We start from the raw sequence: 21589 nt of genomic DNA, 5'->3' as shown, positions 1-21589 counted from the left end.
TCCTTCGTTCAAGGGGCCGCGGCCCCGAAGTCTCCGCTTGCGCGGGAAGTCTGTGTCAGCCGGCGAGCCGCTGACGGAGGTCGGCCAGACGCGACGACACGCTCGCGTCGATCACGTCGTCCGCGATCTGCACGCGCACGCCGCCGACGACGGTCGGGTCGACGATGGTGTTCAGCGACACCGGCGTGCCGTAGCGCTTGGTCAGCGCGGCCGTGAGGCGCTCGCTCTGCGCTGCGCTGAGCGGTGCGGCCGCGACGACCGTCGCGACCGCGCGGTTGCGCTGGTCGGCCACGAGACGCGTCGCGCGCGACAGCAGCTGACGCACGCGCCGTTCGCGCGGCTGGCGGATGAGGGAGGACGCGATCAGCATCGCCCCTGCGCTCGCGCGGCCCGCGAGCAGCTTCTCGACGAGCGCGCCCTTCGCAGCGGAGTCACCCAGGCGGCTTCCCAGCGCGAGCTCGAGCTCGGGGTTGTCGGCCACCGTCCGCGAGAACGCGAACAGCTCGGCTTCGACGTCGGCCTTCGCGTCCGCGACAGCGGCCGCGCGCACGGCGAGCTCCTCGATGCCGTCGATGAGATCGCCGGCCGAGGACCACCGCTGGGCGACGGCGGTCGTCAGCAGCGACGCCGTCGTAGGCTTGACGGCCTTGCCGAACACGTCGGCGACGACCTTGCGGCGGGCCTCGGTCGACGCGGCGGAGTCGGCGAGCGCGCCGCTCAGCTGCGACGAGTCGCCCACGGCGCGCGCGACGGCGAAGAGTTCGCCGGCCACGTCGAGGTCGACGCCCGACGCGGCGCGGAGCGCCGCCGTCGTCGCCGCCAGGGCCTGAGTGGTCGCGCTGCCCATTACGCCTTGGCCCCTTCGGACTCTTCGAGCTCGGCGAGGAAGCGGTCGACGACGGCCTGAGCCTTCTTGTCGTCGGACAGCGTCTCACCGATCACGCCGCCGGCGAGGTCGAGGGCGAGCGTGCCCACCTCGCTGCGCAGCGACACGAGTGCCGTCTGGCGCTCCGCCTCGATCTGGGCGTGCGCGGTCGTGGTCAGGCGCGAAGCCTCCGCCGAAGCGGTCTCCTTGGCCTCGGCGACGATCTTCTTGCCGTCCTCGCGGGCGGCGTCGCGGATCTCACCGGCCTCCTTGCGAGCATCGGCGAGCTGCGCCGTGTACTCCTCGAGGGCGGCCTCGGCCTTGCGCTGGGCCTCGTCGGCCTTGGCGATGTTGCCTTCGATCGCAGCGGAGCGCTCGTCGAGCAGCTTCTTCATCCGCGGAAGGGCGACCTTCCAGAAGATGATGAGGATGACGATGAAGCACACCGACGACCAGATGATGTCGTACCACGCGGGGAGGAGGGGGTTGTGCGCCTCCGCACCCTCTTCCGCGGCGTACGTGACAAGAGCGTGCAGCATCCTGTCTCCTTACGACTGGGTGTGGGCGATCAGAAGCCGAAGATGAAGCCGGTCGCGATGCCGATGAAGGCGAGCGCCTCGGTGAAGGCGATACCGATCCACATGAGGACCTGCAGGCGGCCGGCCAGCTCGGGCTGACGGGCGACGCCCTCGATCGTCTTGCCGACGACGATGCCCACGCCGATGGCCGGGCCGATGGCGGCGAGACCGTATCCGACGGTCGCGATGGAGCCGGAGACCTCTGCGAGAACCGTAGTTGCGTCCACGGGGGTGTTTCCTTTCGGTTGTGGGCGGCCCTGCGTCGTTTCAGGGCAGGGCCGTCCCGCTTTCAGTGCTCTTCGGCGACCGCGAGCTGGATGTAGACCGCGGTGAGAAGGGCGAAGACGTAGGCCTGGAGGACTGCCACCAGGATTTCGAACAGGGTGAAGACGAAGCCGAACGCGAGGCTGCCGGCGCCGAGGATCGACCACCAGCCGCCCATGTCGAAGATGAAGAACTGCGTGGCCGCGAAGAACAGCACCAGCAGCAGGTGGCCGACCATCATGTTCATCAGGAGTCGGAGGGTCAGCGTGACCGGCCGGATGATGAACGTCGAGATGAGCTCGATCGGCGTGACGATGATGTAGATCGGCCACGGCACGCCCGACGGGAAGAGCGAGTTCTTGAAGAAGTTCTTCGGGCTCTTCTTGATGCCGGCGTAGATGAACGTGACGTAGCTCACGACGGCGAGCGTCAGCGGCACCGCGATGATGCTCGTGCCGGCGATGTTCAGGAACGGGATGATGCCCGTGATGTTCATGAACAGGATCATGAAGAACAGCGTCGTGAGGATCGGCAGGAAGCGCTGGGCGTCCTTCTTGCCGAGCAGGTCTTCGCCGATGTTGACGCGGACGAAGTCCAGTCCCATCTCGACGAGGCTCTGGAAGCGTCCCGGCACGACACGCATACGGCGCGTGCCGAGCCAGAAGATCACGACGACGGCGATCGTGGCGAGGAACTGGATGAGGTGGATCCGGGTGATCGGAACACCGGCCAGATTGAAGAGAACCTCGGGGAAGAACTCATCGATCGAGGGCCCGTGGAAGACGGGCGGTTCATCCGTGGCAAAGGGGGCGATCAGGGTCGCAGCATGAATAGACAGCGCTGGCTCCAGCTTCGGGGCACCGGTCAAGAACCGTTGCGACGATGGTCGGTGAGCGTCACTCCGCAAGTACTCGCTGAGCGAGTGGGCGGGCGCTCGTTCAGCCTATCAAACTTGTGAGCTCGCTGAATCCGCGCAGGGGTGGTTCACGACGCGCCGGGCTCCCCGTCGCGCTTGTCCCCCTCGTCGGGGTCGGTCGGAAGCGTCACATCGCTCACGTGCGGCACCCTCATGCGCACCATCACGACGACGTCCACCGCCAGCGAGGCGAGCACGCTCACGACCGCCGCGACGAAGAACACCTGGGGCTCGATCCAGGGCTGACCGCGCAGGACGAGGAGGATCACGATGAACACGACGAACTTGAGGATCCACCCGCCCATCACGATGCCGAAGAAGATCGGCACGTAGAGCGGGTCGCCGAACCACCGGTTCGCGATGAGGATGCTCGCCCCGGTGATGCCGAGGAACACCGCGGCGACCAGGACGCCGGCCAGGGCGCTCCAGAGGCCCGTGGTGCCGGCGACGAGGAAGCCGACGATCGCGCCGATGACGGCGAGGATCGCGGTGACCGAGCCAGACCACACCAGGACGGTGCGCAGGATCGGCGTGCTGGAGATCGGGGTTCGGGGGTTCGGGCTGGTGCTCATCGGGCGTCCTCCTGTGCGGGCGCGGGATCGGGCTGCGGTTCGGGTTCGGGTTCGGAGGGGACCGGCGCCGCGGCGACCGGGCGGCGGTGCGAGGGAAGGAGGGTGACGACGAGGCATGCGGCGATGCCGACGACGCCGTAGAACACGCCGAAGAGGTAGTCCCCCGGCCACTGCAGGGTCGTGCCGATGTACATGAGCAGCACCGACAGGCTCACGAGGGCCGTCCACGCGTAGAAGATGAGCACGGCGTCGCGGTCGGTGTGGCCCATGTCGAGCATGCGGTGGTGCAGGTGCTTGCGGTCGGGCGAGAACGGCGACTTTCCCCTGCTCATGCGCCGCACGACGGCGAGGCCGAAGTCGAGCAGCGGGAGCAGCACGACGACGACCGGAAGCAGGATCGGGATGAACGCACCGAGAAGCTGCGAACGGCCGAACGCGTCGTTGTCGGCGATCATCGCCGGGTCGAAGTTGCCGGTGATCGAGATCGCCGAGCACGCCATCAGGAGGCCGAGCATCAGCGCGCCGGCGTCGCCCATGAACAGGCGCGCGGGGCTCCAGTTGAGAGGGAGGAACCCGATGCACGCGCCGATGAGCACGGCGGCGATCAGCGAGGACAGCGTGAAGTAGGTGCTCGAGCCGATGTCGCGGAACACCATGTAGGAGTACGCGAAGAAGACCGCGTTCGCGATCAGGCACACCCCGGCCACGAGGCCGTCGAGCCCGTCGATGAAGTTCACCGCGTTCATGACGACGACGATCGAGAAGACGGTGAGGGTGAAGCTCGCCCAGCTCGAGAAGATCGTCATGCCGCCCAGCGGCAGCGTGTAGATCTGGAGCTGCCCGAACCACGCGATCACGCCCGCCGCGAGGAACTGCGCGCCCAGCTTGATCATCCAGTCGAGATCCCAGAGGTCGTCGAGCACGCCGACGACCACGATGAGCGCGGTCGCGCCGAGGAGGGCATACATCTGCTGGGGCTGAGCCCAGACGATGGAGAAATACGGATGCTGCGACGACACCGCGAACGCCGCCAGCACGCCGATGAACATGGCGATGCCGCCGAGGCGCGGCGTGGGCGTCTTGTGGACGTCGCGTTCGCGGATGCCCGGATACAGCTTGTACTTGAGGCTGAGTCGCCACACCGCCCACGACAGGACGAAGGTGACGGCCGCCGTGAGGAGGATCGTGAAGACGTACTGCTTCACGAGCGGTCGGGTTCCGGCGCCTCGGGCGTCGCAGCCTCGTCGGCCGGAGTATCTGTGACCGGGGCGTCGGCTTCGGGCTCGGAGCCCGGGTCGGGCTCGAGGAGGTCGCCGAGCACGTCGCGCAGCTGTTCGCGGCTGACCGCGCCCTCGCGCAGCACGCGCACCAGGGGCTCGTCGCCGACGACGAGGCTCGTCGCGTCGATGATCGTCGAGGGGATGCCGGTCTTGGACGGCCCGTCGCCGAGATAGACGGCGACGCTGTCCTTCAGCATCCCTTCCGCGTCCTCGGCGCTGATGCCCGCCGCCATGCCGGTGAGGTTGGCGCTCGAGACCGCGAGCGGACCGGTCTCTTCGAGGAGCTCGAGGGCGATGCGGTGCGCCGGCATGCGCACGGCGACGGTGCCGCGGGTCTCGCCGAGGTCCCACGACAGCGACGGCTGCGACGGCAGCACGATGGTGAGGCCACCCGGCCAGTACGCCTCCACGAGGCGTTCGATCGGCTCGGGAACCTCGGCCACGAGCGCGCGCAGCGTCGTGAGTCCTGCGACGAGAACGGGCGGCGGCGACTGGCGTCCGCGCCCCTTGGCCGCGAGCAGGCGCGCGACGGCGGCGTGGTCGAAGGCGTCGGCAGCGACGCCGTAGACGGTGTCGGTGGGGATGACGACGAGCTCGCCGCGGCCGATGGCCTGGCGCGCCTGGCGCATGCCGGTGAGCAGCTGCGCCTCGTCACGGCAGTCGTAGATGGGGGACATATCGCCCGTCAGTCTAGTTGTGAAGCCCCGGACGAACGCTCCGAGCCGGCGGCGCGCTCAGGGGCGCAGCGCGGTGGTCGCGCGGTCGCGCATCGTGAGGTCGGGGTGGGTCGCGGCAGCACGCCAGCCGTCGGCCTCGAGGATCCCGCGGATCGCCTCGCCCTGCCACTCGCCGTGCTCGATCACGATCAGTCCGCCGGGGTGCGCGAGGCGCAGGCCCACGCCGCTCAGCACGCGGACGACGTCGAGGCCGTCCTCTCCCCCGTACAGCGCCGCGGGCGGGTCGAAGAAGCGGACTTCCGGATCGCGCGGGATCGCAGCATCCGGAACATACGGAGGATTGGATGCCACCACCGAGACCGTGCCGTCGAGCTCCGGGAAGGCGTGGGCGAGGTCGATGAAGGCGAGCGTCGCGTTGTCGGCGCCGACGTGCGCGAAGTTCTCCTTCGTCCACACGAAGGCGTCGACGGAGTTCTCGGCGGCGTAGATCCGCGCGTGCGGCACCTCGGTCGCCATGGCGAGGGCGATCGCGCCGCTGCCGGTGCCGAGATCCACCGCGATGGGAGAGGCGGATGCTGCGGCCCGCAGCGCGTCGATCGCCAGCTGCGCGACCACCTCGGTCTCCGGTCGCGGCACGAACACGCCGGGGCCGACCCGCAGCTCCAGGTGGCGGAAGGGCGCCGTCCCGATGATGTGCTGCAGCGGTTCGCGGGTGGCGCGGCGGGTGACCAGCTCGTCGAGGCGGGCAGCGTCGGAGGCGGTCAGGCGATCGCCGCGGATCGCGGCCGCCTGCACTCCCCCGCGCCCGGAGCCGAGCACGAAGGCGGCGAGCAGCTCGGTGTCGACGGACGGGTCGGTCACGCCGACCTCGGCCAGACGCGCGGCGGCGCGGCGGAGGGCATCGGAGAGCAGGGGGGAATCGTCGGGAGAAGCCATGACCGCATCCACTTTAGGCCCGGCTCGGCGACGGTCAGGGTACCGGGGCGCGGCCAGGCCTTCGTCACAGAAGGACTCACAGCGAAAGGGTCACCCTAGGCTGGGGCACGATCCGCCGTGAACCCCGTGAAAGGCCCGACATGCCCGGCATCCACTCCGACATCACCGCTGCTTTCGGCAACACCCCGCTCGTCCGCCTCAACCGCGTGACCAACGGCTCCGGCGCCGAGGTGCTCGCCAAGCTCGAGTTCTACAACCCGGGCTCCAGCGTCAAGGACCGTCTGGGCATCGCGATCGTCGATGCCGCTGAGGCCGCCGGTGCGCTGAAGCCGGGCGGCACCATCGTCGAGGGCACCAGTGGCAACACCGGCATCGCGCTCGCCCTGGTCGGCGCCGCGCGCGGCTACAAGGTCATCCTGACCATGCCCTCGTCCATGTCCGTCGAGCGCCGCCAGCTGCTCAAGCGCTTCGGCGCGGAGCTCGTGCTCACCGACCCCGCGGGCGGCATGAAGCTCGCCGTCGCCGAGGCCGAGCGCATCGTCGCCGAGACGCCGGGCGCCGTCCTCGCGAAGCAGTTCGAGAATGAGGCGAACCGCCAGATCCACCGCAAGACCACCGCCGAGGAGATCTGGCGCGACACCGACGGCGAAGTCGACATCTTCGTCGCCGGCGTCGGCACGGGCGGCACCATCACCGGTGTCGGCCAGGTGCTCAAGGAGCGCAAGCCCGAGGTGCAGGTCGTCGCCGTCGAGCCGACCGCGTCGCCCCTGCTGTCGACCGGCACCCCCGGTCCGGCGAAGATCCAGGGCATCGGCCCGAACTTCGTGCCGCCGATCCTCGACACGGACGTGTTCGACGAGGTCGTCACGGTCGAGTTCGAGGACGCCATCTCGACCTCGCGCGACCTGGCCGCCCAGGAAGGCATCCTCGTCGGCATCTCGAGCGGCGCCGCCGTGTGGGCCGCCCTCCAGATCGCAGCCCGCCCTGAGAACGCCGGCAAGAAGATCGTCGTGGTCACCCCCGACACCGGCGAGCGCTACCTCTCGACCGCGCTCTTCGAGGATCTGCGCGAAGATTGAGTCGTCACGACGGCGCGCCGGCACCCCGACCCGTTCGGGCGCCGGCGCGCCGTCGCCGTCTTCGCGCACCGCTGATCCGAGGGAGTTCCACGTGCCCGGCATCCATTCCGACATCACCACCGCCTTCGGCGAGACGCCGCTCGTGCGGCTCAACGCGCTCACCCAGGGCCTCGGCGCGGAGGTGCTCGCGAAGCTCGAGTTCTACAACCCGGGCTCCTCGGTCAAGGACCGCCTGGGCTACGCGCTCGTCGAGGCCGCCGAGGCGGCGGGAGAGCTGCTCCCGGGCGGCACGATCGTCGAGTCCACGAGCGGCAACACCGGCATCTCGCTCGCGCTGATCGGCGCCGCGCGCGGGTACCGCGTCATCCTGACGATGCCCGCCTCGATGTCGAAGGAGCGCCGCACCCTCTTGAAGGCCTTCGGCGCCGAACTCGTGCTCACAGACCCCTACAAGGGCATGACCGAGGCGGTCGAGACGGCCCAGCGCATCGTCGCCGAGACCCCCGGCGCCATCCTCGCTCGCCAGTTCGAGCACGAGGCGAACGCCGCGATCCACCGCAAGACCACCGCCGAGGAGATCTGGCGTGACACCGAGGGCCGCGTGGACTGGTTCGTCGCGGGTTCGGGTACGGGCGGCACGATCACCGGCGTCGGCCAGGTGCTCAAGGAGCGCAACCCCGACGTCAAGATCGTCCTCGTCGAGCCGAAGGACTCCCCCGTCCTGACCGAGGGCCGCGCCGGCGGCCACCGCATCCAGGGCATCGGACCGAACTTCGTCCCCGAGGTGCTCGACCGCTCGGTCGTCGACGAGATCTTCGACGTCGAGTTCGATGACGCCATCACGGTGGCGCGCGAGCTCGCCACGCGCGAGGGCATCCTCGCCGGGATGTCGGCCGGTGCCGCCGTGTGGGCGGCGCTGCAGATCGCCGCACGCCCCGAAGCCGCCGGGCAGCGCATCGTCGTGATCGTGCCCGACTCGGGCGAACGTTACCTGTCGACCGCTCTGTACGAGCACCTGCGCGAGCCGGAGGCCCAGACCAAATGACCGACGAACGCATCGGATTCTTCGCCCGGGCCCGTGAGGACATCGCCGCGGCGAAGCTGCGCGACCCCGCGGCGCGCGGCGGCCTCGAGATCGCCGTGCTGTACCCGGGACTGCACGCGATCTGGGCGCACCGCGTGTGGCACGCCCTGTGGACGCGGGACTTCCGATTCGTCGCGCGCGCCGGGTCGCAGATCACCCGGTGGCTCACGGGCATCGAGATCCACCCCGGTGCGACGATCGGCCGTCGCTTCTTCATCGACCACGGCATGGGCGTCGTGGTCGGCGAGACCGCCGAGGTCGGCGACGACGTCATGCTCTACCACGGCGTCACCCTCGGCGGCCGCCAGCGCGAGGGCGGCAAGCGCCACCCCACGATCGAGGACGGCGTCGCCGTCGGCGCCGGCGCCAAGATCCTCGGCCCGATCACGATCGGCGCCGGATCCGTCATCGGTGCGAACGCGGTCGTCACCAAGGACGCGCCTGCCGACAGCGTGCTGGTCGGCGTGCCTGCGAAGCCGCGCGCCCGCCGCGTCGGCGACGACACCCGCGCCCTGCTGACGACGCCCGAGTACTACATCTGACGCGGCTCGGATGACGGTCCCCACGCCCCCTCCACACGTCGCTGGCGCGACGCGCGGAGCCTGTGGGCGCGTGGGCCCAGCTGCGCCCCGCGGCATCGCTCGGCGCCGCGGGTCGTCCCTGCCTACGCGGCGCTGCGGCGGTAGATCGCTGCCGCGGCGGTGCGCGACGGCGCCTCGAGCTTGCGCAGGATCGCCGACACGTGCACGGAGACCGTCTTGACGCTGATATAGAGCCGTTCCGCGATCTGCCCGTTGCTGAGCCCTTCGGCGACCAGCTCGAGCACCTGCTCCTCGCGGGCGGTCAGCAGTGAGCGCGACGCGTCGCCCGTGAGTCCGGCATCCGTCAGCAGGGCGTTCGCACGCGCGGCGAGGCCGTCGGCACCGAGTTCCTCGGCGTACGACACCGCCGTCGCGAGCGCCTCGCGAGCGCCGGCGCGGTCGCCCTCCGCGAGCAGCGCCTCGCCGTGCCGCACGCGCGCGTACGCGCGGATGTACGCGGGTCCCATCGCGTCGATCGCAGCGGTCCACGGTCCTTCGCCGAGCTCGGCGGCGAAGACGGCCGCCCACAGCGGGGTCACCGGCCAGACGTCGAACCCGGCGAGCACGGCTCGATAGGGCTCGATGTCGGCATCCTCGCCGCGTTCGCGGAGCATCGCGACCGCCCTGGCCGCGATCGCGGTCAGCGGCAGCGCGAGCACGCCGCCGGCGGGCGTCTCCCACGCCAGCCGCGCGTGCGCGAGCGCTTCGTGCGCGTCTCCGCGGGCGAGCGCCAGCTCGCCGAGGTCGTACGCCATGCCGAAGCGGGTCTGGAACTCGTACGCGCCGAACATGTCGAGCTCCAGACGCGCGGCGTCCAGGGCCGCCTCGGCGCCGTCGATGCGCCCGCGCCAGATGGCCAGGCACACCAGCCGCTCACGCAGGAAGGCGGAGTAGAGGCCCGGTTCGACCATCGGGAGCAGGCCGCCGAGCTCCTCGGCCTCCCGCAGCCGGCCGGCGTAGATGTGCGCCTCGATCATGTTGGCCTCGATCATCACGAGCGGGCCGAGGTCGGCCACGTGGGTGCGGCCGTACTCCTGCCCCTCCCGCGCCAGGGCGACGGCGTCCTCGTAGCGGCCGATCAGCATGAGGGTGTTCGAGTAGTTGATGTAGAACCGCATCATCGCGCGGACGAACCCGTCCGCGTGCGCGCGCGCCTCCTCGAACAGGCTCACGCCGTCCGGATCGCCGACGCTGGCGCGACACGTCGCGGCGATGAGCAGCGCCTGCGCGAGGATCTCGCGCGCGGCGGGGTCTCCTGCAGCGGCCGCAGCCTCAGCGGTCGCTCGTGTCTGCGCGGCGACCTCCGCGCCGAGTTCCTGGCGCCCGTTGAGCATGTGCACGCGCGCGGAGCTGAGCAGGAGGCCGGCGCGCTGCACGTCGTGCCGCGGGTCGTCGCCCAGGATCGCCAGCGCCTGCTCGATGCTCTCGACCCCGTCCGACACCCCGGCCTGGAACTCGATCGTCGCGAGGTCGCCGAGCATCGCGGCGCGCCCGACGACGTCGTCCTCGGGCCAGAGAGCCACCGCCTCGCGCGCGAACGCGAGGGCGCGATCGTTCCGATTCGCCGACACGAGGGCGGCGGAGGTGCGGCGCAGCACCTCGGCCCGCGGCATCCCGCAGATCCCCTCGGGGTCGGCGACCGAGTCCCAGAGCTCGAGCACCCGCTCCCCCGCCTCGGCCGCCGTCGACCACGCCGACGCGACGCTCGCGGCGCGCTGCGCCGCCACTCCGGCGGCCAGCGCGCGGTCGGGCACGCGCGCCGCGCGCCAGTGGTGGGCGATGTCCGCGAGGACACGGGCCGTGGGAGCCGAGTTCTCGAGTGCCACGGCGTAGGCGGTGTGCAGGCGCGTCCGCTCGGTCGGGAGGAGCTCCGCGTAGACCGCCTCCTGCATGAGCGCGTGACGGAACGCGTACGCGTCGTCGCGGATCACGACGACCTGCGCGTCGACGGCGCTGCGCACGGCGTCCTCGAGGGCGGCCTCGTCACCGTCGAACACGTCGCGCAGGACGGGGTGCGCCACCTCGACCCCGCCGGTCGCCAGCACGCGCGTGAAACGGCGGGCCTCGGCATCCAATCGCTCGTAGCGCAGCAGGAGGACGTCGCGCAGTGAGACCGGCAGTCGCGTGCCCGAGAAGCTCGCGAGCTCCTCGACGTAGAACGGGATGCCGTCGCTGCGGGCGGCGATGTCGTTCAGCACGCCCGCCGCGAGCGTGTCGCCGTGCACCGCGGTGGCGAGCGCGCCGACTTCGGCGGGGCTGAGGCGCGCGAGAGGCCGGTGTGTGAGCAGGCGCGCGCGGTCGAGCTCGGCGAGCACCGGGCGCAGCGGATGAGCCCGCCCGACGTCGTCGGTGCGGTACGACAGCAGCACGAACAGCGGCAGCGCGGCCGCGCGGCGGACCAGCCGCGCCGCGATGTCGCACGTCGTGCTGTCGGCCCAGTGGAGGTCCTCGATGATGACGACCAGCCGGTGCGTGCGCGCCAGCTGCGAGAACAGCTCGACGACGACATCGGCGAGCCGCTCGGCGTCGCCGGCGCTGTCGGCGAGCACCGGCACCAGCACGCCCAGCGCATCCGCGCCGGGACCGGCTGCCGTGCGCACCGCCTCCACGCCCAGGGCGTCGACGAGGTCGCGCAAGAGGTCGGTGATCGCCGTCAGCGGTGCCGGGCCCGAACCCGAGTCGACTGAGGCTCCCCGGACGACGACCACATCGGTGAGGCTCTCACTGAAATCCCGGAGCAGACGGGTCTTGCCCATCCCTGCGTCACCCGACACGACCACGGCGCGACCTTCCGCGCCCACGGCGTCGACCTCGTCGCGCAGCGCGTCGAGGTCCGCCTGGCGGCCGACGAGGGGCACCCGGCCGATCTGCATACCGCCCATCATCCCACCAGCCTCGCGGCTGAGGCGGGCCGGCGGATCGGGAGGAATCCCTATCTTGGGGCGTCAGCCGCGGCGGTCCTGCACCTTGTTCTTGATGAACAGCGGCGGCAGCAGCCACGTCGCGAGCGCGGTCACGAGCCACACGATGAGCGTTCCGATGATCCAGGCGACCGGGCCGTCGATGCCGATGCCCGCCGCGGGGATGAGCACCGCGATGAGCAGCGCCACGAACGTCGAGAGCAGTCCGATGCCCCCGATCAGCGCGTTGGCGTGCCGCCGCGTGATCTTGAGCAGCCACGGCGCGAGGATGCTCTGCAGCACGGCGAAGATCACGACGGCGAGGAGGATCCCCCACCAGTCGTTCCAGTGCAGATAGAACCCGTCCAGGATCAGGTCGGCCACGATGAGGCCGAGCGCCGCCGACACCAGGAAGATGAGGGCGCGGATGAGCAGCGTGAGCACGCTCGAAGCCTAGCGGCGCAGCATCCGGATTCCGCCGAGCGCCACGGACGCCGAGACCGGGGATTCGCGCCGAGACCGAGGGCTGCGCCCCACGTCTCGACGCGAATGCCCGGCCTCAGCCGAGGCGATCAGTCGTCGGAGCCGAGCGCCGCGAGACGGGCTTCCTCGTCGGCGGTGATCGCCGAATCGATGAGGGGCTCGAGCGCGCCGTCCATCACCTGGTCGAGGTTGTAGGCCTTGTAGCCGGTGCGGTGGTCGGCGATGCGGTTCTCGGGGAAGTTGTACGTGCGGATGCGCTCGGAACGGTCCATGCCGCGGATCTGCGACTTTCGGGCGTCGGATGCCGCGGCATCCAGCTCCTCCTGCTGCTTGGCGAGGAGACGTGCCCGCAGCACGCGCATGCCGGCCTCGCGGTTCTGCAGCTGCGATTTCTCGTTCTGCATCGACACCACGATCCCCGTCGGGACGTGGGTGATGCGCACCGCGGAGTCGGTCGTGTTGACCGACTGGCCGCCCGGACCCGACGACCGGAAGACGTCGATCTTCAGGTCGTTCGGGTCGATGTGGATCTCTTCGGGCTCGTCGACCTCCGGGAACACCAAAACCCCGGTTGTCGAGGTGTGGATCCGCCCCTGCGACTCGGTCGCCGGCACGCGCTGCACGCGGTGCACGCCGCCCTCGTACTTCAGGTGCGCCCACACGCCCTGTGCCGGGTCGGAGGAGGAGCCCTTGATCGCGACCTGGACGTCCTTGTAGCCGCCGAGGTCGGACTCGTTGCGCTCGAGGAGCTCGGTCTTCCAGCCCTTGGAGGCCGCGTACTGGATGTACATCCGCAGCAGATCGGCCGCGAACAGCGCGCTCTCGGCGCCGCCCTCACCCTGCTTGATCTCCATGATCACGTCGCGCGCGTCGTCGGGGTCGCGCGGGATCAGCAGGCGACGCAGGCGCTCCTGCGCCTCGGCCAGCCCGGTCTCGAGGGCCGGCACCTCGGCCGCGAACGCGTCGTCCTCACGGGCGAGTTCGCGGGCGGCATCCAGATCATCGGATGCCGCCACCCAGTCCTCGTGGGCCTTCACGATGCGCGAAAGCTCGGCGTAGCGCCGGTTGACCCGCTTGGCGCGCGCCGCATCGGCGTGCACCGCGGGGTCCGAGAGCTCCTCCTGGACCGCGCGGTGCTCGTCGATCAGTCCCTTGACGGACTCGAACATCGAGGATCAGCGGATGCTGTTGTCGTGATCGTGGCTGCGTCCGCCGCCGTGCCCGTTGGCGGGCGCCGGGATCGACTTCTGCATCTGCACCAGGAACTCGACGTTCGACTGCGTCTCCTTGAGCTTGCCGAGCACGACCTCGAGGGCCTGCTGGGGCTCGAGGCCGGCCAGCGCGCGGCGGAGCTTCCAGGTGATCTTGACCTCGTCGGGCGACAGCAGCATCTCTTCACGGCGCGTGGACGACGCGTTGACGTCGACGGCCGGGAAGATGCGCTTGTCGGCGAGCTGGCGGTTCAGGCGCAGCTCGCTGTTGCCGGTGCCCTTGAACTCCTCGAAGATCACGTCGTCCATCTTGGAGCCGGTCTCGACGAGGGCCGTCGCGAGGATCGTGAGCGATCCGCCGTTCTCGATGTTGCGCGCGGCGCCGAAGAAGCGCTTGGGCGGGTACAGCGCCGACGCGTCGACACCACCGGTGAGCACGCGGCCCGAGGTCGGCGCCGAGATGTTGTAGGCGCGGCCGAGGCGCGTGATCGAGTCGAGCAGCACGACGACGTCGCGACCGAGCTCCACGAGGCGCTTGGCGCGCTCGATGGCGAGCTCGGCGACGGTGGTGTGATCCTCGGCGGGGCGGTCGAAGGTCGAGGCGATGACCTCGCCCTTCACCGTGCGCTGCATGTCGGTGACCTCTTCGGGACGCTCGTCGACGAGCACGACCATGAGGTGGACCTCGGGGTTGTTGATCGCGATCGCGTTGGCGATCTGCTGCAGCACGATCGTCTTGCCCGCCTTCGGGGGCGCGACGATGAGGCCGCGCTGGCCCTTGCCGATGGGCGCGACGAGATCGATGATGCGCTGCGTCAGCTTCTCGGGCGCGGTCTCGAGGCGCAGGCGCTCCTGCGGGTAGAGCGGCGTCAGCTTGCCGAACTCGACACGGGCGGCGGCGTCGTCGACCGACAGGCCGTTGATCGCGTCGACCTTGACCAGCGCGTTGTACTTCTGACGGCTGGACTGCTCGCCCTCGCGCGGCTGCTTGATGGAGCCGACGACCGCATCGCCCTTGCGCAGGTTGTACTTCTTCACCTGGCCGAGCGAGACGTAGACGTCGCTCGGGCCGGGAAGGTAGCCGGAGGTGCGGACGAACGCGTAGTTGTCGAGCACATCGAGGATGCCCGCGATCGGGATGAGGACGTCGTCCTCGCCGATCTCGGTCTCGAACTCGTCGCCGCCCGCGGCGGCCTGCGTGCCGCGGCGCTTGTTGCGCTGGCGGCCGCGGCCGTTGCCCTGGGCCTGCTGCTCGTCGTCCTGCGTGTCGGCCTTCGCCGGCTCCGCGACGGGCTGGGCGTTCTGGTTCTGGCCGCCCTGCGCGTTCTGGCCCTGCGCAGGCTGGCCGCCCTGGGCGTTCTGGTTCTGCGCGTTGCGGTTGCGGCTGCGGCTGCGGCTCCGGCTCCGGCTGCGCGACGGCGTCTCGGCGCCCTCGCCCTCAGCGGCCTGCTCGCCACCCTCAGCGGACTCGACGGGCGCCTCGGCACCCTCGGCGGGCGCGTCTGCATCGGCGGCGGGCGCCTCAGCGGGGGCGGATGCCTCCTCCGCGGCCTGCTCGCCGGCCTCAGCCGGTGCGGCCTCGGCGGGTGCCTCGGCCGGCGTTTCGGCCGGTGCTTCCGCGGCGGGCTCGGCGGGCGGGACGTCGGTGCTCTTCGCACGGCGAGGAGCGCGCTTGCGCGGGGCCTTGGCGGGCGCAGCAGGCGCCTCGGCCGGTGCCTCGGCAGCCGCTTCGGCGGCCACGACCTCGGCGACGACCTCTTCGGCCACGACCTCGGCGACGACGGCCTCGGCGACCGCTTCCTCGGCGACCGCGTCCGCGACAGAGGCCTCGGCGACAGCCTCCTCGGCGACGGCGTCGGCGATGATCGCCTCGGCGACGGCCTCCTCGGCCGCTTCCTCAGCGACCTCAGCCGCGGCGGCGTCACCGGACTCCTCGGCGACGATCGCCTCGGCGACAGCCTCCTCGGCGACCTCTTCGGCGGCAAGCGCCTCGACGACGGCCTCGTCGGCGACGGCGTCCGCCGCCTCAGCGACCTCGACGGCCTCTTCGGCGACGACCTCGGCCGCGACAGCCTCGATGACGGCTTCCTCAGCCACGGCCTCGGCCTGGGCCTCGGGCGCTTCCGCGCGCTCGTCGGCCGGAACGTCGGCGTGGATCTCGGAGATGGACTCCACGAGTTCTCCCTTGTGAAAAACGGAACGATTGTGCACGATCGCACGGCGCTGCCAGGTGGCGTCTGCCTGTCTCGATCAGTTGTCACGCCTGTCGAAACACCCGCCGACGGGGTGAGGGACCGCGAGGGTGCTCAGCGGACGTCGGCAGGTCAGAATGCCGTGCGGTGGTTTCGCAGATTTGCGACGGAGGCCAGATTCACGTCTTACGTGGAACCCTCCGCGTACTCCCTCACTGTACCACCCTTGAAGTCGACGGCGAGCATGAGCGCCTCCCACGGGGTGTCGGTCGCGGCGCCTGCGAGCGCCGCCGCCTCGAGGCGTCGTCCCGGGCCGTCGGCGAGCACGAGCACGCTCGGTCCCGCCCCCGACACGACCGCCGCGAAGCCTGCCGCGCGCAGCGCCCGCACAAGACCGTCGGTCTCGGGCATGGCGCTCGCGCGGTAGTTCTGGTGCAGCTTGTCCTCCGTCGCCGCCTGCAGCAGCTCGGGGCTCTGCGTGAGCGCCGCGATCAGGAGCGCGGAGCGCGAGACGTTGAACACGGCGTCCTCCCGCGGCACATGCATCGGCTGAAGGCTGCGCGCGAGCTCGGTCGACATCGTGAAGGTCGGCACGAAGACGAGCGGCGATACGCCGCGGTGCACGAGCAGCTTCTTGTGCTGCGGGCCGTCCTCGTCCACCCACGCGATGGTGAGGCCGCCGAACAGCGCCGGCGCGACGTTGTCGGGGTGGCCCTCGAGCTCGGTCGCGAGACGGAGCAGGGCATCGGGTCCGAGCTCGACGTCGCCCTCGAGCAGCCCCTTGGCGGCCAAGAGGCCCGAGACGACCGCCGCGCCGGACGAGCCGAGGCCGCGTCCGTGCGGGATCACGTTCTTGGCGACCAGGCGGAGCCCCGGCATCCGTCGCCCGACCGATTCGTACGCGTACGCGATCGCCCGCACCACGAGGTGCGAGGCGTCGCGCGGCACGTCGTCCGCACCGGCGCCCTCGACCTCGATCTCGAGCTCGCCCTCCGGCAGCGCCGTGACGTCGAGCTCGTCGTACACGCTCAGCGCGAGACCGAGGGTGTCGAACCCGGGTCCGAGGTTGGCGCTCGTCGCCGGAACCCGCACCACCACGCGGCGGCCGGGAGCCGGAGCGACGGCTGCGTTCACGCGGTCGCCGCCGCGGGAGCGAGCTCCAGGACGGATGCCACCTCCGACGTCGTGGCGTCGACCACGGTGGGCTCGACCTCCGAGCCGTCGGCGTTGCGCAGCGCCCAGTGCGGGTCCTTGAGGCCGTGGCCGGTGACCGTGAGCACGACGCGCGCGCCCTGGGGCACGATGCCGGCCTCGACGCGGTCGAGGAGACCGGCGACGCTGATGGCCGACGCAGGTTCGACGAAGATGCCGACCTCGCCCGCGAGGAGCTTCTGCGCCGCGAGGATGCGGTCGTCGTCGATGGCGCCGAAGTACCCGTCGGTCGCCGCGCGGGCCTCGAGGGCGAGGTCCCACGACGCCGGGTTGCCGATGCGGATGGCGCTGGCCACCGTCTCCGGGTTCTTCACGACCTCGCCGCTGACGAGCGGTGCCGAGCCGGCGGCCTGGAAGCCGAACATGCGAGGCACGCGGGTCGAGACTCCGGCCTCGGCCTCTTCACGGTAGCCCCGCGTGTACGCGGTGTAGTTGCCCGCGTTGCCGACCGGGATGAAGTGGAAGTCGGGGGCATCGCCCAGCTGCTCGACGACCTCGTACGCGGCGGTCTTCTGACCGTCGATGCGGTCGGGGTTGACCGAGTTGACGAGGTGCACCGGGTAGTTGTCGGCGAGCTCGCGAGCGATCTCGAGGCAGTCGTCGAAGTTGCCGCGGATCTGGATGAGACGGCCGTTGTGCGCCACGGCCTGGCTGAGCTTGCCCATGGCGATCTTGCCCTCGGGCACGAGCACCGCGGCGGTGATGCCGGCGTGGGCGGCGTACGCGGCCGCCGAGGCGGACGTGTTGCCGGTGGAGGCGCAGATGACGGCCTTCGCGCCATGCTCGATCGCGCGCGAGACGGCGACGGTCATGCCGCGGTCCTTGAACGAGCCCGTGGGGTTCATGCCCTCGAACTTCACCCACACGTCGGTGCCGGTGCGGCGCGACAGCGCGGGGGCGGGCAGGAGCGGCGTGCCGCCCTCCCCGAGGGTGACCACGGTCGAGGCATCCGTGACGCCCAGACGATCTGCGTACTCGCGGAGGACTCCGCGCCAAACGTGTGCCATGTCAGTTCTCCTTCAGAAAAGTCTTCAATTGCCTTCGACGCGCAGCACCGAGACGACGCGCTCGACGACGCCGCTCGCGGCGAGGCGGTCGACCGTCTCGCTCAGGTCCTGTTCCAGAGCCTTGTGCGTGCCGATCACCAGTCGCGCCACGCCGCTCTCGCCCTCGGCCGACTCGACGACGGTCTGCTCGACTGTTGCGATCGACACGCGTCCCTCGCTCAGGATGCCCGCGACCGTGGCCAGCACGCCCGGCTGGTCATCGACCTCGAGCGTGATCTGGTAGCGCGTGGTGACGCGTCCGACGGGGACGATCGGCAGGTTCGCGAGCGTCGACTCGCCGACGCCGACGCCGCCGGCGATGTGGCGGCGCGCCGCCGACACGACATCGCCGAGCACCGCCGATGCGGTCTGCACGCCACCGGCGCCCGCACCGTAGAACATGAGGTTTCCGGCGGCCTCGGCCTGCACGAACACGGCGTTGTTGGCGCCGTGCACGCTCGCGAGCGGGTGCGCGCGGTCGATGAGCGCCGGGTAGACGCGCACCGAGATGGATTCACCGGATGCCTCGGTCAGGCGCTCGCAGACGGCGAGCAGCTTGATGACGTACCCGGCGTGGCGCGCGGCATCCATCATCGACTTGTCGATCGCCGTGATGCCCTCGCGGTGCACCGCATCGAGCGGCACCGTGGTGTGGAACGCGAGGCTGGCGAGGATCGCCGCCTTCTGCGCGGCGTCGTAGCCCTCGACGTCGGCCGTCGGGTCTGCCTCGGCGTAGCCGAGGCGCTGCGCGTCGGCGAGCACGTCGGCGAACTCGGCGCCCTCGGTGTCCATCCGGTCGAGGATGTAGTTGGTGGTGCCGTTGACGATGCCCATGATGCGCTGGACGCGGTCGCCGGCGAGTGAGTCGCGCAGCGGACGGATGATCGGGATCGCGCCCGCGGCGGCCGCCTCGTAGTAGACCTCCGCACCCACCTGGTCGGCGGCGTCGAAGATCTCGGGGCCGTGCGTCGCGAGGAGCGCCTTGTTGGCCGTCACGATGTCGGCGCCCGAGTTGATCGCGTGGAGCAGGTACTCGCGCGCCGGCTCGATGCCGCCCATGAGCTCGATGACGATGTCGGAGCCGACGATGAGCGAGTCCGCGTCGGTGGTGAAGAGCTCGCGCGGCAGGTCGGTCTCGCGCTTGGCGTCGACGTCGCGCACCGCGATGCCCACCAGCTCCAGTCGTGCACCCGCGCGGTCGGCGAGCTCGTCGGCGTGCTGACGCAGCAGCGCGGCGACCTGCGAGCCGACGGCTCCGGCTCCCAGCAGTGCGACGCGGAGTCGGCGGTAGTCGGTCATGCGATCCCTTCCGTCGGTGCGCCGGCGAGCTCGCGCCCGTCGCGCACGGTGCTGAGGCCGGCGTCGCGGGCGAGGAGATCGTCGATCGTCTCGCCGCGCACGATGACGCGAGCCTCTCCCCCACGCAGCGCCACGACGGGCGGGCGGGGGACGTAGTTGTAGTTGCTCGAGAGCGAGAAGCAGTACGCGCCGGTCGCCGGCACGGCGAGCAGGTCGCCGGGCGAGACGTCGCCGGGCAGATACTCCGCGTCGACGACGATGTCGCCCGACTCGCAGTGCTTGCCCACGACGCGCGAGAGCGCCGGCTCGACGTCGCTGGTGCGCGACGCGATGCGGGCCGAGAACTGCGCGCCGTAGAGGGCCGGCCGGGCGTTGTCGCTCATGCCGCCGTCGACGCTCACGTACAGGCGGGTGTCGCCGCCCTCGAGCGCGACGGGCTTGGTCGTGCCCACTTCGTACAGGGTCACGCCCGCGCGGCCGACGATGGCACGGCCCGGCTCGAACGCCAGGTTCGGCATGGGGATGCCGCGCACCTCGCACTGCCGGGCGACCGACTCGGCGATGCCCAGCGCGAGCTGCTCGATCGGAGTGGGGTCGTCGACCGACGTGTAGGCGATGCCGAACCCGCCACCGAGGTTCAGGACCGGCAGCTCGCCGCCTTCGCGGAGCTCGGCGTGCAGTTCGACCAGGCGGGCGGCGGACTCCTCGAACCCGGCGGTGCCGAAGATCTGCGAGCCGATGTGGCAGTGCAGGCCCACGAACTCGAGCCCGGCGAGCTCGCGGATGCGGGCGACGGCGGCCGGGGCATCCGTCAGCGTGAAGCCGAACTTCTGGTCTTCGTGAGCCGTCGCGAGGAAGTCGTGCGTCTCGGCGTGTACGCCGCTGTTGACCCGCAGCAGCACCGCCTGCGTCGCTCCGCGGCGCTCGACGATCGCCGCGAGACGCTCGATCTCGATGAGGCTGTCGATGACGATCGAGCCGATGCCGACCTCGACGGCCCGCTCGAGCTCGGCCACCGACTTGTTGTTGCCGTGGAAGCCCAGTCGCGCGGGATCGGCGCCCGCCGCGAGGGCGACGGCGAGTTCTCCGCCGCTGCACACGTCGACCGCGAGCCCCTCTTCGGTGACCCAGCGCACGACCTCTGTGCTGAGGAACGCCTTGCCGGCGTAGTAGACGCGGGCCTGAACACCGTGCAGCGCCGCAGCCGCGCGGAAGGCGTCGAGCGTGCGGCGGGCGGTCGCGCGCACCTCGTCCTCGTCCACGACATACAGAGGCGTGCCGAACCGCTCACGCAGGGCGGTGGCAGGGATGCCGCCGAGCTCCAGCACGCCGTCGGCACCACGCGCCGCAGCCGCCGGCCAGACGGCCGGGGCGAGCCCGTTCGCGTCGTCGGGGCGCTCGAGCCACGCGGGAGCGACGGAACGGTGGTGCGGGTCGGCGGACACGGTGGACCAATCGGTGGGAGCTTCGACGCTGGCCGTCCGGGAGTCCGGGTGCGGCTCTGCCAGGCCGGAGGGGGTCACGCGCCTGGCGGTGGTAGCAGTCTAGGGCACACGGCTCCGAGGCCCCGCGCCGTGTGACGCCCTGCGGCTGTTCAGGCGCAGGTGCCGTTCTCCTGCAGCGCCGGATCGGTGGCGATGGCCCCGTCGACGTCGAAGTCGGCGACGAGCACGTCGCCGATCACCTCCACGGAGGTGAGGGTCACCCCGGATGGCAGGTACTGCGCGATGCATACGTTCCACTCGCGCAGGACGATGTCGGCGAGACCCCCGAACTGGCTCCGCAGGGCGTCGGCGGTCACCTCCGATTCGCCGAGGCGGAACGCCGCGGGCGACAGGACGATGGCGCCGTCCGCCGCGGCCGGCGCCAGCGCGACGCCGACCGGGATGGACACACCGAACAGCTGCAGATCGATCGACATCGTCACGTTCGGCGCGGCGAGCCCCACGGTGTCGGCGGGGAAGCCCTCGACCGTCGCGAGCAGTGTGCGCAGCTGCGACTCGTCGAGCGAGACGGTCGCCGTCGCGCCGCTCATCTCTCCGGTGCCGCGCACGGCGACATCGTGCGCCGTCACGGTCACATCACCGGTGACACCGCCGAGCGTGACATCGTCCGAGGCGATCGTGAGGTCGTCGATGGAGCCGGAGATGAGCTGCGGGATGACGGCGCCGGCGACGTCGACGTCCACCGGGTGGTCGGCGGGCAGCGACAGCTGGGTGCGCACCTGGTCGCGGACGACGCCGGTCACGATCTGCCGGGCGATCGCCTCGGCGGCGAACCACGCGGCCACGGCGAGCGCGGCGACGATCGCGAACGCCACGATCCACGGCCAGACGCGACGCGGCTGCGCCGGTGCCGTGGACAGCGTCCCGTCGGGGATCGGTTCGGTCGCCTGCGTGTCGCCTCTGGCCATT

20 protein-coding genes are annotated in these 21589 nt (G+C 71.0%); 3 read left to right on the top strand and 17 right to left on the bottom strand.

Going from position 1 to position 21589, the window contains the following annotated elements:
- Nucleotides 1-55: 55 nt before the first annotated feature.
- The 8 genes from ACLBXX_RS11535 to prmC all read right to left on the bottom strand — a co-directional run bounded on the left by ACLBXX_RS11535 (nucleotide 56) and on the right by prmC (nucleotide 6088).
- Nucleotides 56-847 (bottom strand): F0F1 ATP synthase subunit delta, encoded by a 792-nt coding sequence (locus tag ACLBXX_RS11535; protein WP_447658122.1) that lies wholly within the window; start codon nucleotides 845-847, stop codon nucleotides 56-58.
- Complete coding sequence (locus tag ACLBXX_RS11530) at nucleotides 847-1404, bottom strand: F0F1 ATP synthase subunit B (protein ID WP_375872884.1); 558 nt, start codon at nucleotides 1402-1404, stop codon at nucleotides 847-849. Before ACLBXX_RS11530 ends, ACLBXX_RS11535 begins: the two co-directional genes overlap by 1 nt.
- Nucleotides 1405-1433: 29 nt before the next feature.
- The gene (atpE, locus tag ACLBXX_RS11525; RefSeq protein WP_159845304.1) at nucleotides 1434-1670 is read right to left on the bottom strand and encodes an ATP synthase F0 subunit C; all 237 of its coding nucleotides are present in this window, start codon (nucleotides 1668-1670) and stop codon (nucleotides 1434-1436) included.
- 62 nt (nucleotides 1671-1732) lie between these two features.
- On the bottom strand, nucleotides 1733-2524 hold the full coding sequence (gene atpB, locus ACLBXX_RS11520) for a F0F1 ATP synthase subunit A (protein ID WP_235560275.1): 792 nt from the start codon (nucleotides 2522-2524) through the stop codon (nucleotides 1733-1735).
- Nucleotides 2525-2691: 167 nt separating this feature from the next.
- Nucleotides 2692-3195, bottom strand: a complete 504-nt coding sequence (locus tag ACLBXX_RS11515; protein ID WP_387146486.1) for a hypothetical protein — start codon at nucleotides 3193-3195, stop codon at nucleotides 2692-2694.
- The gene (locus tag ACLBXX_RS11510) at nucleotides 3192-4400 is read right to left on the bottom strand and encodes an MraY family glycosyltransferase (RefSeq protein ID WP_447658121.1); all 1209 of its coding nucleotides are present in this window, start codon (nucleotides 4398-4400) and stop codon (nucleotides 3192-3194) included. The genes ACLBXX_RS11515 and ACLBXX_RS11510 overlap by 4 nt, the downstream gene beginning before the upstream one ends.
- Nucleotides 4397-5152: an L-threonylcarbamoyladenylate synthase gene (locus ACLBXX_RS11505; RefSeq protein WP_447658120.1), complete on the bottom strand. Its 756-nt coding sequence runs from the start codon at nucleotides 5150-5152 to the stop codon at nucleotides 4397-4399. Before ACLBXX_RS11505 ends, ACLBXX_RS11510 begins: the two co-directional genes overlap by 4 nt.
- A 57-nt stretch (nucleotides 5153-5209) precedes the next feature.
- Nucleotides 5210-6088, bottom strand: coding sequence for a peptide chain release factor N(5)-glutamine methyltransferase (gene prmC, locus ACLBXX_RS11500; RefSeq protein WP_447658119.1), 879 nt, complete (start codon nucleotides 6086-6088; stop codon nucleotides 5210-5212).
- A 140-nt stretch (nucleotides 6089-6228) separates the two neighbouring features.
- On the opposite strand from prmC, the gene cysK (ACLBXX_RS11495) reads away from it, so the two are divergent.
- From cysK (ACLBXX_RS11495) to epsC, 3 genes are all read left to right on the top strand, one after another.
- The gene (gene cysK / locus ACLBXX_RS11495; protein WP_310289633.1) at nucleotides 6229-7167 is read left to right on the top strand and encodes a cysteine synthase A; all 939 of its coding nucleotides are present in this window, start codon (nucleotides 6229-6231) and stop codon (nucleotides 7165-7167) included.
- Nucleotides 7168-7258: 91 nt separating this feature from the next.
- On the top strand, nucleotides 7259-8212 hold the full coding sequence (cysK, locus tag ACLBXX_RS11490; RefSeq protein WP_447658118.1) for a cysteine synthase A: 954 nt from the start codon (nucleotides 7259-7261) through the stop codon (nucleotides 8210-8212).
- Nucleotides 8209-8793, top strand: coding sequence for a serine O-acetyltransferase EpsC (gene epsC, locus ACLBXX_RS11485; RefSeq protein ID WP_387146468.1), 585 nt, complete (start codon nucleotides 8209-8211; stop codon nucleotides 8791-8793). The genes cysK (ACLBXX_RS11490) and epsC overlap by 4 nt, the downstream gene beginning before the upstream one ends.
- A gap of 122 nt (nucleotides 8794-8915) precedes the next feature.
- Here epsC and ACLBXX_RS11480 read toward each other — a convergent pair whose 3' ends face one another.
- From ACLBXX_RS11480 to ACLBXX_RS11440, 9 genes are all read right to left on the bottom strand, one after another.
- On the bottom strand, nucleotides 8916-11705 hold the full coding sequence (locus ACLBXX_RS11480; RefSeq protein ID WP_447658117.1) for an ATP-binding protein: 2790 nt from the start codon (nucleotides 11703-11705) through the stop codon (nucleotides 8916-8918).
- Between the two features lie 72 nt (nucleotides 11706-11777).
- The gene (locus tag ACLBXX_RS11475; RefSeq protein WP_310289626.1) at nucleotides 11778-12176 is read right to left on the bottom strand and encodes a phage holin family protein; all 399 of its coding nucleotides are present in this window, start codon (nucleotides 12174-12176) and stop codon (nucleotides 11778-11780) included.
- Nucleotides 12177-12304: 128 nt separating this feature from the next.
- Entirely contained in the window at nucleotides 12305-13384 is a 1080-nt protein-coding gene (prfA, locus tag ACLBXX_RS11470; protein ID WP_447658116.1) for a peptide chain release factor 1, read from the bottom strand.
- Between the two features lie 6 nt (nucleotides 13385-13390).
- On the bottom strand, nucleotides 13391-15601 hold the full coding sequence (gene rho / locus ACLBXX_RS11465; RefSeq protein ID WP_447658115.1) for a transcription termination factor Rho: 2211 nt from the start codon (nucleotides 15599-15601) through the stop codon (nucleotides 13391-13393).
- 203 nt (nucleotides 15602-15804) lie between these two features.
- Nucleotides 15805-16752, bottom strand: a complete 948-nt coding sequence (thrB, locus tag ACLBXX_RS11460) for a homoserine kinase (RefSeq protein WP_310289620.1) — start codon at nucleotides 16750-16752, stop codon at nucleotides 15805-15807.
- On the bottom strand, nucleotides 16749-17837 hold the full coding sequence (gene thrC / locus ACLBXX_RS11455; protein WP_447658114.1) for a threonine synthase: 1089 nt from the start codon (nucleotides 17835-17837) through the stop codon (nucleotides 16749-16751). The genes thrB and thrC overlap by 4 nt, the downstream gene beginning before the upstream one ends.
- Before the next feature lie 24 nt (nucleotides 17838-17861).
- Nucleotides 17862-19175, bottom strand: a complete 1314-nt coding sequence (locus ACLBXX_RS11450) for a homoserine dehydrogenase (RefSeq protein ID WP_375872893.1) — start codon at nucleotides 19173-19175, stop codon at nucleotides 17862-17864.
- Entirely contained in the window at nucleotides 19172-20620 is a 1449-nt protein-coding gene (gene lysA, locus ACLBXX_RS11445; RefSeq protein ID WP_447658113.1) for a diaminopimelate decarboxylase, read from the bottom strand. The genes ACLBXX_RS11450 and lysA overlap by 4 nt, the downstream gene beginning before the upstream one ends.
- 149 nt (nucleotides 20621-20769) lie before the next feature.
- Nucleotides 20770-21588 (bottom strand): LmeA family phospholipid-binding protein, encoded by an 819-nt coding sequence (locus tag ACLBXX_RS11440; RefSeq protein WP_447658112.1) that lies wholly within the window; start codon nucleotides 21586-21588, stop codon nucleotides 20770-20772.
- Nucleotide 21589 lies beyond the last annotated feature (1 nt).

The sequence above is a fragment of the Microbacterium sp. C23T genome (genome assembly GCF_053345975.1).
The sequence above is the reverse complement of the archived record's forward strand: the minus strand, read 5'-3'. Positions and strand labels throughout refer to the sequence as shown.

Bases quoted from the DNA above. Each gene is read 5' to 3' on its own strand.
- prfA (WP_447658116.1), bottom strand. From the start codon at position 13,384: ATGTTCGAGTCCGTCAAGGGACTGATCGACGAGCACCGCGCGGTCCAG.
- thrC (WP_447658114.1), bottom strand. From the start codon at position 17,837: ATGGCACACGTTTGGCGCGGAGTCCTCCGCGAGTACGCAGATCGTCTG.
- prmC (WP_447658119.1), bottom strand. From the start codon at position 6,088: ATGGCTTCTCCCGACGATTCCCCCCTGCTCTCCGATGCCCTCCGCCGC.
- cysK (WP_310289633.1), top strand. From the start codon at position 6,229: ATGCCCGGCATCCACTCCGACATCACCGCTGCTTTCGGCAACACCCCG.
- ACLBXX_RS11450 (WP_375872893.1), bottom strand. From the start codon at position 19,175: ATGACCGACTACCGCCGACTCCGCGTCGCACTGCTGGGAGCCGGAGCC.
- ACLBXX_RS11480 (WP_447658117.1), bottom strand. From the start codon at position 11,705: ATGCAGATCGGCCGGGTGCCCCTCGTCGGCCGCCAGGCGGACCTCGAC.
- epsC (WP_387146468.1), top strand. From the start codon at position 8,209: ATGACCGACGAACGCATCGGATTCTTCGCCCGGGCCCGTGAGGACATC.
- ACLBXX_RS11440 (WP_447658112.1), bottom strand. From the start codon at position 21,588: ATGGCCAGAGGCGACACGCAGGCGACCGAACCGATCCCCGACGGGACG.
- ACLBXX_RS11530 (WP_375872884.1), bottom strand. From the start codon at position 1,404: ATGCTGCACGCTCTTGTCACGTACGCCGCGGAAGAGGGTGCGGAGGCG.
- ACLBXX_RS11535 (WP_447658122.1), bottom strand. From the start codon at position 847: ATGGGCAGCGCGACCACTCAGGCCCTGGCGGCGACGACGGCGGCGCTC.
- ACLBXX_RS11505 (WP_447658120.1), bottom strand. From the start codon at position 5,152: ATGTCCCCCATCTACGACTGCCGTGACGAGGCGCAGCTGCTCACCGGC.
- ACLBXX_RS11515 (WP_387146486.1), bottom strand. From the start codon at position 3,195: ATGAGCACCAGCCCGAACCCCCGAACCCCGATCTCCAGCACGCCGATC.